This window comes from Acinetobacter sp. AOR18_HL (assembly GCF_027855145.1).
Taxonomy (GTDB): domain Bacteria; phylum Pseudomonadota; class Gammaproteobacteria; order Pseudomonadales; family Moraxellaceae; genus Acinetobacter; species Acinetobacter pittii.
In genome coordinates, this window is sequence record NZ_JAKTIG010000021.1 from 1 (window position 1) to 10,487 (window position 10,487).

General features: G+C 36.3%; 9 protein-coding genes and 1 pseudogene. 3 read left to right on the forward strand and 7 right to left on the reverse strand.

Annotated elements, in window-relative coordinates:
• The first annotated feature begins 54 nt into the window (after positions 1-54).
• The gene (locus tag MKL51_RS04905) at positions 55-1,080 is read left to right on the forward strand and encodes an IS30-like element ISAba125 family transposase (RefSeq protein WP_004994718.1); all 1,026 of its coding nucleotides are present in this window, start codon (positions 55-57) and stop codon (positions 1,078-1,080) included.
• 9 nt (positions 1,081-1,089) lie between these two features.
• Here MKL51_RS04905 and MKL51_RS04910 read toward each other — a convergent pair.
• The 7 genes and pseudogenes from MKL51_RS04910 to MKL51_RS04940 form a co-directional block, all read right to left on the reverse strand.
• A pseudogene (locus MKL51_RS04910) lies at positions 1,090-1,599 on the reverse strand (DUF4882 family protein); the annotation flags it as partial.
• A gap of 104 nt (positions 1,600-1,703) precedes the next feature.
• A complete protein-coding gene (locus tag MKL51_RS04915; protein WP_002113594.1) occupies positions 1,704-2,726 on the reverse strand; it encodes a fimbrial protein in 1,023 nt (340 codons plus the stop codon).
• On the reverse strand, positions 2,723-5,284 hold the full coding sequence (locus MKL51_RS04920) for a fimbria/pilus outer membrane usher protein (protein WP_270904188.1): 2,562 nt from the start codon (positions 5,282-5,284) through the stop codon (positions 2,723-2,725). Before MKL51_RS04920 ends, MKL51_RS04915 begins: the two co-directional genes overlap by 4 nt.
• A 55-nt stretch (positions 5,285-5,339) precedes the next feature.
• Positions 5,340-6,074 (reverse strand): fimbrial biogenesis chaperone, encoded by a 735-nt coding sequence (locus tag MKL51_RS04925; RefSeq protein ID WP_002113601.1) that lies wholly within the window; start codon positions 6,072-6,074, stop codon positions 5,340-5,342.
• A gap of 87 nt (positions 6,075-6,161) precedes the next feature.
• Positions 6,162-6,695, reverse strand: a complete 534-nt coding sequence (locus MKL51_RS04930) for a fimbrial protein (RefSeq protein WP_002113678.1) — start codon at positions 6,693-6,695, stop codon at positions 6,162-6,164.
• Between the two features lie 477 nt (positions 6,696-7,172).
• Positions 7,173-7,463 (reverse strand): hypothetical protein, encoded by a 291-nt coding sequence (locus tag MKL51_RS04935; RefSeq protein ID WP_005802202.1) that lies wholly within the window; start codon positions 7,461-7,463, stop codon positions 7,173-7,175.
• 1,090 nt (positions 7,464-8,553) lie between these two features.
• On the reverse strand, positions 8,554-8,757 hold the full coding sequence (locus MKL51_RS04940) for a hypothetical protein (RefSeq protein WP_000301760.1): 204 nt from the start codon (positions 8,755-8,757) through the stop codon (positions 8,554-8,556).
• A 129-nt stretch (positions 8,758-8,886) separates the two neighbouring features.
• Here MKL51_RS04940 and MKL51_RS04945 point away from each other — a divergent pair, with 129 nt between their 5' ends.
• Together MKL51_RS04945 and MKL51_RS04950 are read left to right on the forward strand one after the other, a co-directional pair.
• Positions 8,887-10,104 carry a phage/plasmid replication protein, II/X family gene (locus MKL51_RS04945; RefSeq protein WP_262441072.1) on the forward strand — a complete coding sequence of 406 codons (1,218 nt, stop codon included), beginning with the start codon at positions 8,887-8,889 and terminating at the stop codon, positions 10,102-10,104.
• Between the two features lie 10 nt (positions 10,105-10,114).
• A complete protein-coding gene (locus MKL51_RS04950; protein ID WP_270904184.1) occupies positions 10,115-10,441 on the forward strand; it encodes a hypothetical protein in 327 nt (108 codons plus the stop codon).
• Positions 10,442-10,487: the final 46 nt, after the last annotated feature.

Genomic DNA, 10,487 nt, shown 5'->3' on the forward strand with positions numbered 1-10,487 from the left:
GGCAGAGTAAAACTTGAAGTGCGACATAAACCACCTAATTAATTTAAAGGGTTTATGGAGTATATAAAATTGTCATACCATCATCTTAACTTTGAAGATCGTACTGCATTAATGCTTGAGTCAAGAAAAGAAGGCTTTTCAGCCAGAAAATTTGCTGAACTCATTAAAAGACATCCTAGTACGATCTATCGTGAGCTTAAAAGAAATAGCATCAATGACGTTTATCAAGCTCGATATGCTTCTGATAACACCTTCGCTAGACGTAGACGTGGTCACAGAAAACTCAAAATCGATTCAATCCTCTGGAAATTTATTGTTGAAGCGATCCGTTGTTTATGGTCTCCTCAGCAAATAGCAAAGCGTTTAAAGACATTTCCTGATTTGGATCAAACAATGAATGTAAGCCATACAACGATTTATTCAACGATACGAGCATTACCCAAGGGTGAGTTGAAAAAAGACTTATTATCCTGTCTGCGTCATGAAAATAAAAAGCGAAAAGCTAACGGTGAACCTAAAAAAGATTCTATATTACAGGATATTAAAACTATTCATGAGCGCCCAGCCGAAGTTCAAGAAAGAAAAATACCGGGTCATTGGGAAGCTGATTTAATTAAAGGTAAAGACAATAAAAGTTCGATAGCAACACTTATTGAACGAAATACACGGCTCTGTATCTTGGCAACATTACCTGATGCAAAGGCAGAATCAGTGCGCAAGGCTTTAACTGAAGCTCTGAAATATTTACCTGCAGAACTGCGTAAAACGTTGACCTATGACCGTGGACGCGAGATGTCAGAACATAAAATACTCGAAGAAGATTTAGGCATAGATGTATATTTCTGTGACCCACATTCACCTTGGCAAAAAGGCACATGCGAAAATATGAATGGTTTAATTAGGCAATATTTACCTAAAGGGATTGATTTAAATCAGGCAGATCAGCATTATTTAAATCAAGTTGCCATGTCACTGAATACTCGTCCTAGAAAGGCGTTAGATTGGCTTACACCATTAGAGAAATTTGCTCAGCTTGTTGATTATCATATGGCTTTTGAAACTGTCGCACCTCATGTTTGAATTCGCCTACGTATTGTTTTCAAATCCTGAATTAACAAGTTTTATTGTTGGTATTTTAAGTTCTATTTCTAATGCGATAATACCAGTATGAGGAAGTGTGAAATCTCCAATGTCATTAGACGAATTAAGACTAGCTTTACTTCTAGCTACATAATCTATGTAGCCATACTCACTTTCTGGCCTAGGTTCTACTTTAAGACTAAATTTTTGGCCTGCTATCGATGGGAATATCTTCAGAGGAACATATCCAGGATTTTCATTACTCCATAGATCGAAATCTGCTTGAGTCGCGTCAAAATTGTATTTGCAGACTGGAGCAGAAGAGTTAAGGGAGGTAGTTTGAGCTAAGAGGGTTTGAGACGCTAATTTTTCATTCTTTGTAGTCGATGAAATGCTTTTAGATGATACTTTTTGGCTAGCCTGATTAGGCGTTACTGTATTGGTATTATCAGAAGATACCTCATACATTGCCCAACATAATGTAATTGCACTAACAGCAACTATACCTATTTTTTTCATAAATATTCCTATTAAGTTAAGTATTAAATTCTTTGAAAGTAGTGATAAAGTAAAATTTATTATTAATATTTAAAATTATTGGGTTTAAAAACTATTGAATATGATTAATCATATTCAATAGTTACAGTAGCCATTGCACGGACCTTACCAGCAGTCACATTTGTTGCTGTTTGATAGTAGCGGGCAGTCATCGGTACGTTATATTGAATTGTCTGGTTAGAAGACAATGTACCTAGGGCTAATTTGTCACCTTTTTTGATGACTTGATTCTTATTTTGATAGTTCCAGAGTAACTGTACACCTACGCCGTTTGCTTTTTCAGATGTCGGAGCAGTATTTGCGAGTACCTGAGTGTTTGTTCCGTCTTGGGTAAAGTCATAAGTTAAACTAATGAGGTTTTTCTCTTCGTAGCCAGTAGGGTTGATACCACCATTACATAAGATGTTCATATCAAAGGTTTGTTCGCCTTGAGTAGAACCAACGCCTTTGAACCCAGCTTTTGTAACGGTTGGAAGCTGTACAACTTTATTAATATTACCCTGGATTTCACATGAAGAAGAAGCAATGGTAATCGCATTACCATTAACAGTACTGGTTAAAAAAGGGCGGTTCATATAACCACTTACATAGTATCGACTATATAAGCCAGGAACTAACGTGCCCGAACCAGTCTGTTCAGCTGTTTTCACAATTTCGACAACAAAATATCCCGAAGCAAGAAAATAACTCGTACCTGGTGTCACACTACGACTATATGGATAATACCCTGAAAAGTTAGTTGCATTTTCAGCTTCACGATATAAGCGAATACCAATCCCAGGAATATTTGTAGAATAAATACTGTTACCGAGTGAGCTTAAAGGGTAACTTTGAGTTAATACCGCTGTAATACTATCACTATATGACGTGCATTTGGCTGTTGAAGCCTGTCCAGTTGAGTTGATTGGAAAAGTTGCTTTTCTTAGAACCTTTCCAACAGGATCACTTGGTCGAACAACAACTCGTCCAACAGCCATTGATATATCAACTGTGCTGAATCCAGAACTGAGTGTACAGTAAGCATTGGCTTCACCATATACACCAAGACCAGCCGTAAATAAAAAACCTGTTAATAATATTCTTTTCATTTGCAGACAGCCTCAGTCATTACCATGCTTTGTTGCTTGTTTTGCAACTGATTACTGATGTTGTACTCAACCGAACAACGCTCATTGCTTTCGTCGCCCCATTTCACATAGAGACTATCTTGAGCAAGTGGGGTACGTAAGTAAATCATACTACCTTGTGCAACAATACCTACAGCTTCATCTTTTTGGTTAAAGACTTGAGCTCCAAATGGTAAACTGTTGCCATCAGCAGTTTTACTATTAATGTAGACTGCATAACCTGTCTTGGTCGTAAAATCTACTTTCGCAATTGCACCAGCAAAAGGTGCGATACGTTGACTTGTTTCTTCAAGCTCTACTTGGCTCGACATCTCTTGTGGGTCAAGCGTAATATCGTTTAGGCGATAAGGTGTAACATACGGGATAACCGCATAACCAGCCTTATTTACGCTTAAACCAACGGTATTATTAACTTTTGCCCCAGCTGCATCAGGTGCATGTACAAGTACCATTGTTTGACCTTGCTCAGGTCCAAATAAAATACCATCTGAATGTGCAACTACACTACCACTTAAGCTAACCATTGCTTGTTGGTAAGAATCAGCAATACTATAAGAGCCGCCAACAGTTGCATAGTTCGTACGATAACGTCCATTAGCGTTAAATGTTGGATTTGCATAGTCTTGATGTGAAACAGAGGCACCATAACTAAAGCGATCACCAACCATCCCACTTGCGCCAACAGTACGGCTGTCTTCAGAAGCAGTAACGTTGACGTTGACTGAATTCTTTTTAAAGTTAATTGGGAATGAAAGCGTCATTAAATATTCAGTATCATGCGTCGCATCATTTGAACCGTACTCAACCTTACGGTTAATCGCAGATAAACCATAAGTTAAACCATGGTAGTTATTGCTATAACCAATTTGGTACTGTTTAGTACTTTCGCTACGGTTCCAATAGTCAACCCACGAACCCACTACATAGAAGTTACCCCAACCTTCAGGAAGTCCTTGGTTTAAAGTAATTTGGAATTCACTACGCTGGTGGCCCGCAGCCGCATAAGTGTTTACGCCTTTTTCTTCTAAATCGCGAATAAGTAGAGCATCACGTAATTTATAAAAGTTTTCTGTCGAGTAACGATATGCAGCAAGGGTTAAGTTTGTGTTAGTCGGAGAAATTAACTTACTATAACTTAAACGGAAACTTTGCCCAGATTGTGATGACTGTTTTTCAAAATCAGCTTCAGAGTGGGTCACATCTAATGCAACAGCACCAATTGGTGTAGCAAAAGCAGCACCTAACAATACAGCAGCATAATTTTCTGTAGCTTGTATGCCTGTATAACCTGTTAGGTAGTTGTTAATACCTTGTTGGTATTTACCCTGAACTACCCAAGGATTAAGGTCAATATCTTGATCTCGGAACTGACCTACAGTTAAAGAATAACGGTTTACACCTGGACGCAACATTTGTACAACTGAAGCATATGGAACCGAAAATTTTTGTACTTGACCATTTGCTTCAATAATAGAAACTTCAATTTCACCACCAAAACCAGTAGGGTAAAGGTCATTAATCTCAAAGTTACCTGGTGCAACCGTTGTTTGATAGATAAGTTGGCCTTGTTGACGAACTTCAACTTTTGCATTGGTTTTTGCGTTACCACGAATACGAGGCGCATAACCCAACATACTATTTGGTAGCATTCGGTCATCACTTGAGAAATCGATACCACGATAACCAATAGAGTCAAATACTTCGCCGTTTGTAAAACTATCACCTAGCGTTAAAACACCACGGTATTTAGGGAAGGCTCTTTGTAAGTATGTACTTGTTTCTTGATAATCTGATTTAGATTGATTTTCAGCAGGGGTATCTTGCCACTGCCACTGGCCATTATGACGTAATTGCCAACCAGCAATATTTAAACCAGCTGTAACGCCCATAAATGCGTTTGTTGTTTCACTTTGATCATTCGACTGATTAAATGTTTTATAAGCACTACCACTATAAGACAGAAAACCAGCATTGATACCACGATCCCATACGCTTGGGTCGACATAACCTTGCGCATTTTTTTGCAAAGCAACTTGCGGAATAGAAATATCTACACGTAAACGGGAGGTATCAAACTCATAGAATGCATTTTCAACCCACTCTTCAATTTTATAACAACTATTATTTTCTTTTTGAAGGGTAGTGTGTTTAGACAAAACGTCTTGTTTAACGCCGTACTCAAGAAGGTTCATCCCTGTAAAACAGGTTACTGCATTTTTATTAGGGTCTAATGCTTTAAAGACCATACGACGTTTACCAAACCATTGACCATTTACATATACGTCAACGTTATATTCGCCTGGTAAAACAGGGTTTCCATATTTAAAACGAGAAATATCAACTTTTTGAGCATCCCCAATTAAAAAAGCAGAATCAAATTCAGCCTCTACTGGAGCACTCGTAGTTGTTTCTTCAGCATGCACGAATACAGGCATTGTCATTGTGACAACACCAGAAGCCGAGTAGTAACAAATATGGCGTTTTAATAATTTATAAGATTCTTGCCTTTTTTTTGGCATAGCTAAGTCCGCCTACACATATAGGTGCTTAAATTTATTAAAAAGATAAATCTGATTACTGAAGTTTTATCGGGTGCTCAACGCGACCACCGTAGTCATTGACGTTAATAAAACTCATATCTTGAAGGTTGCCATTCTTAAGCTGAACTGACGCTTCAGAAAAAGGCTTAATCATTAGCCCCTGAGGTAATAAATCTACTTTTTTATCACCTGCCTTTTGGTAAACAGAAGTCATTGTGATATGAAAAGGGGTAGGATTCTTTACCGTTAAGCTTTGACCAGATTTAATCCATTGAAGCTTATCTGATGCTAAATTCGCATCTTCTTTAATCGATGAAGGACGATAGAAGAATTTAATACGTGAACGAATTGCAAGTTGTAAGAAATTATCAGGCGTCGTATCTTCACTTTTTGAAGTAGGTCTTGGTGGAATATCTAAAATATTCAACCACAGAACTGTTTCTTGCTTCTGATTTAACTGAGAAGCATTTGGTAAAGCTGTAATACGAAGAGTCTGACTTTTCGTTGCTTCAACACGAGAAATAGGAGGAGCAATCATAAAAGGAACTTTTGATTGGTCCGGTGTACTTTTTGGGTCACCTTCGTCAATCCAAGCTTGGACAAGTGCTGGCTTTGAACCGTTATTGCTAACTTGTAGCGTAACTTCTCTAGCATCTGACGGGTAAATTACACGAGTGCCATGAATTACAATTTCTGCTTGAGTAGCAGGTGCAATAACTGCTGAAGCAAATGCTAAACCTAACAAAAAATTATAACTGTTCAATTTCATTTTCGAGTTCTCAACCAAGAAAGATTCAGGAAAGCGTTACACAAAACAGGGTTTCCATGCGGACATAGAAACCCCGCTATCAATTAATTATTGATAGATAATTGTGTATTGAACAGAAGTAGTTACTTTACCAGCAGTAGAAGCGCCAGTTGCATAGTATTCAGCGTAGTAGTTAAGGTCAGCACCTGCGCCATCAGCTACGTCAACCCATTGAGAGTTAGCTTGAGCACCGTTTGCACCCGCAGCAAGTACTGGGATGAAGTTGTTATTGCTACCTAAAAGTTGAACGTTAACGTTTTTAGCACCAGTAGCGTCTTGGTTAAGTAAACGACCAGTATTAAAGTCAACAGTTGCACCTGGTTCGAAGTAAGTAGCTACTTTACCTTGTGAACAGTTAGCTAAGTTGATTTGGAAAGGAGTACGACCAGCAACATCCCCAGCAACAGCTAAAGTTTGTTTAGAAACAGTTGGAAGAGTAACTGTGAAGTCTTTACCAGCAGGGGTAACGATGTCACAAGTTTTGTCTGTAACTAAACCATTAATTGTAATTGTACCATCAGCAGCTTGAGCATTAGCAATCCCTACAACCGAAAGAGCAGCGATCAAAGCAAGTTTTTTCATAGTGTTTTCTCAAAAGTCTGGATAAAAGTTTATTTCCTTACTTTTCCAGTGTTTGACATCTTGAAAAGTAATGCGGTAATCTTAACACTTCTTAAACAAAATGCAAACTAGATCACATTATTTTTTCATAATTTTAATTAAATCACATTTCGTATTTGAAGTTCAGGCCGACCATCAATGGCCTATATCATTGTTTATGAAAGTTTTTTTATTTTATAAAAGAAAAGCTATGAAGAGAAGCAAGTTACATAAGAACACGATGTAAATAAAAAAGAATTAAACAAATTATGTGAAAAATAAGCTTAAATTCATAGAATACAATTATATAGAATAAATTATGCATATGTATACAGAAAAAATATACAAATAGTCATTTTTTATAAAAAAAGAGTGACTCATCAATCAATTCATCAAAACATGCGACGAATTCGACAAATCACTCTTTCATCAAACTTACTGCAGAAATAAGTTTGGATATTAATGGTAATTAATAAGCACGACTTTGTGGTTAGAACTTATGCTCTCAATGCTTGTGTCCATTTTCTCAGTATGTTGAGCTAATTTAAAAAGACTATCTTTATTTAAATATTCACTATCAAGTTTAATATTTAAATTATTTACCTCAACACATTCTATCTCGCTATGTTCTCTTGAACATGTATCTTCAACAATATTTCCTCTTATCATTATTGTGTTACTTGCATAACAAAATAGTGTGTAAGAGGAAAGCACCATCAAAACAAGAAGTTTAAATATATTATTTTTCATTTTATATACCTATTTATAAAATAGTTTATATATATTTGATACCTTATTTTTAATTTAAAAACAATCATTAAGCTTTAAATAATAAAAAATTATTAATTTATACGTGATATAAATCACATTAAATACTTTAAATAATGCAATAGTTATAATTTCTAAAAATTTATTAATAATAAAACCACCAAAACAATATTAAGTCATTGTTATTTTTAAAAATTTAAAAAATAATGATTAATAAAAAAACAGACTGCAAATTAAAACAGCATGATATACATTAAAATATTTAATAAAAATATAATTCATTTTTTAATTTATAATTTATATTTCAAAATTATTACTGAGAAATAAAATATAGATTTCAATAAAAATGTGACTAAATATACATTACTCAACCAATCCGTAATTAAATTTGCTTTATATTGCGGATTTGAGCATATCAGAGTTAATAAATTAGAATTTAGCATAGACTTTAAAGATTTTAGGAAAATATTCTAGCGAGATATAGTTTTAATTTCTAGGAGCTCTAGGTAGAGAAAAAGCTCAATAAAAATCAAACAAGCGATTATTAGCCAAACCTAATCATAATTTCTATTTAATTAGATTTTATAAATCCTATTTATTATCTATCAATAGCAACGTCAGAAGATGCTAGTGCTGAATTTAACTAGAATAAAAATTCATTCCACATAGCTAAAAGTACCGCAATAGCTAGAAAGAAATAAGCACTACAAACAAATGAAAGATAGCTACCAAGCTATGGGGCAATATTGAATTATACAACTGTTCGTATAATACGGCATTATGTTACTTGCCGTGTTCGTTGACTATAAAACCCTGCATTTGCAGGGTTTTTTGTCAATGATGCGAGCATTTCTAACGCACTCGCAGGGCATTTAACATCAGTGCTCATTATGCGAATCTCGCACGCCAAGCGGTGAGGGAGGGAGAAGGAGCCTCGACGCCCGACCGACCGATCCGAGGGGCGGAAGAGGAGTCCACGTCTTCTAATGGTGGACTCTAGTCTCAAATTTGAGAATTTTATACGTCTTTTTGTACTTCTAATGGTGGACTCTAGTCCGAAATTTCGGAATTTTTAGAGGTCTTTCGAGTTTCTTACGACTACTTTTCCATTTGCTGATATCTCAACATTATCGATAGCTTGATCAAGAATTATATGTACAAGCTCACTATCTTTAATGGGCTGTAGATTTTTATTGATCAGAATTTTATTGAGCTCTACACACTTCTTTCTAAGAGATTCTTGCTCTTTGTCATTTAAACGTACTGTTACTGCCATTTTGATCACATTTTAGGGTTATTAACTTGCATACAATATTACTTGTATATGTGTTATATGTGCTTGCTATTCATGTGTAATTGTATTAAATTCTGCTAAATGTTATTTGTATACATGCGTAATTAGCCCATGCTAGATCATATTTGCATAAATGCGCCATTCGAATCCAGCTTCTACTCAGTAGATGCGGAAGGGCGTTATTTTTTTGTAGATATCGATCTTCACACCATAGAAATTCCACTTGCGTCACGATCAGTTCATAAGAATGACGATGGTTCAATTTCTGCTGCTGCTTTATTTCATCCATTTGAAAGTGTGCCAACTCATTATACGGGGATGGCAATGAAAGTATTTTTCGATGCTAGTTATGAGCCTTACGTACAAATTAAGGCTTCGCCTGCAAAGTTATTGCAGGGCCATAACGTTTTTGGTTCGGATGATATAGAGCAGGGTGCTGATGAAATGATCGGCTTCTTACACATGGCTTATCCAGTTCTTACCCGTATGCTCGATTGGAATCGTGCTTGGGTTTCACATATTGATGTGACTTACTCGGCTAAGTTGTCAGACCAGACAACGGCTAAAAAGATTCTGGATTTTCTGGCTAATGTCAGTAGCGGTCAAACTAGACTTTCAAATAAGCGGTTTGATAGCTCTGTGTATTGGGGTGGCCAGACATCCAGACTTGTAAACCATAAATGCTATTTAAAGCATGACGAATTTCTTTCTCAGTTTGAAGAACTCAAGCAACTGGCAAAGAAAAATGACAAGTCAGCTCAACGAGTTGTCGATGTCATGTCTGACTCACGGTTAATTAACTGGACTGTCGGACTTTTACGTTTTGAGTCGCGTTTAAAAAAACGTTGGCTTGAGCGTAATGGAGTACCAACGAACCTTTATGAACTTATAGCATTTCAAAAGGCAAATCCTGATTTACTTCAAACACTTTGGACTAAAGCAACGCACGGAATATTTGATGCCATGAGAGGTCAAACTGTGAAATTGATTAATGATGAAAGTGTCTTGGAAGCCATATCTAACTCGCCAGTTGTCGTTACCAATAGCGGTAAGGTTTCTCAAACACGTATCCGAAATATTTATTCTACGTACTGTTTAGTACGTGAACATGGTTTAGAAAAGTTAGCTGAAATGCTTCCTAAACCTACGTTTTATAGACATTTATCTGAACTTTGCGATTGTGGCTTTTCAAAGGCATTTTTGCAGAACTTGCATGACAACAAGGCTAAAAACGTCATTCCATTTATGAAGCTCGTAGAAATCGACTTTTCACAACAATTGCCTGAGTGGTATGAGCCGCCAGTATCGCAATTTAAATCAGTAGCTTAAAGGTGAGCAAATGAACAATTCACAACATCCAATTATGACAGTCACAGGCATTCGTAAAGCTGCTGGAGATTTCCAAGATCAAACATCAGGTAAAACAATTGAATTCTCGAATACCGTTGTAACGGTTTTACAGAATTATTCTGAGCGTGAGCTAGAACAAGGTGCAATCGGTTTTAAATCTACTGACTACAAAATTAAAGGCGCTCAGTTCTTTAATGATTACGTTGGACAGAAGCTGCCAGCCGAAGCTGCAATGATATTTGATTGGGATTTTACAGGGAAACAGCCACGAGCTGTATTAGTAGCATTAGACTTTAATGCCAAGAAACCTATATAAATCAATGGGTTAATATGGAAATATTAGCCTATTCGTATAATGTATA

Excerpts from the sequence above, each read along its gene's own strand:
- MKL51_RS04905 (WP_004994718.1), top strand. The coding sequence starts at position 55 with ATGGAGTATATAAAATTGTCATACCATCATCTTAACTTTGAAGATCGT.
- MKL51_RS04915 (WP_002113594.1), bottom strand. The coding sequence starts at position 2,726 with ATGAAAAGAATATTATTAACAGGTTTTTTATTTACGGCTGGTCTTGGT.
- MKL51_RS04920 (WP_270904188.1), bottom strand. The coding sequence starts at position 5,284 with ATGCCAAAAAAAAGGCAAGAATCTTATAAATTATTAAAACGCCATATT.
- MKL51_RS04925 (WP_002113601.1), bottom strand. The coding sequence starts at position 6,074 with ATGAAATTGAACAGTTATAATTTTTTGTTAGGTTTAGCATTTGCTTCA.
- MKL51_RS04930 (WP_002113678.1), bottom strand. The coding sequence starts at position 6,695 with ATGAAAAAACTTGCTTTGATCGCTGCTCTTTCGGTTGTAGGGATTGCT.
- MKL51_RS04935 (WP_005802202.1), bottom strand. The coding sequence starts at position 7,463 with ATGAAAAATAATATATTTAAACTTCTTGTTTTGATGGTGCTTTCCTCT.
- MKL51_RS04940 (WP_000301760.1), bottom strand. The coding sequence starts at position 8,757 with ATGGCAGTAACAGTACGTTTAAATGACAAAGAGCAAGAATCTCTTAGA.
- MKL51_RS04945 (WP_262441072.1), top strand. The coding sequence starts at position 8,887 with ATGCTAGATCATATTTGCATAAATGCGCCATTCGAATCCAGCTTCTAC.
- MKL51_RS04950 (WP_270904184.1), top strand. The coding sequence starts at position 10,115 with ATGAACAATTCACAACATCCAATTATGACAGTCACAGGCATTCGTAAA.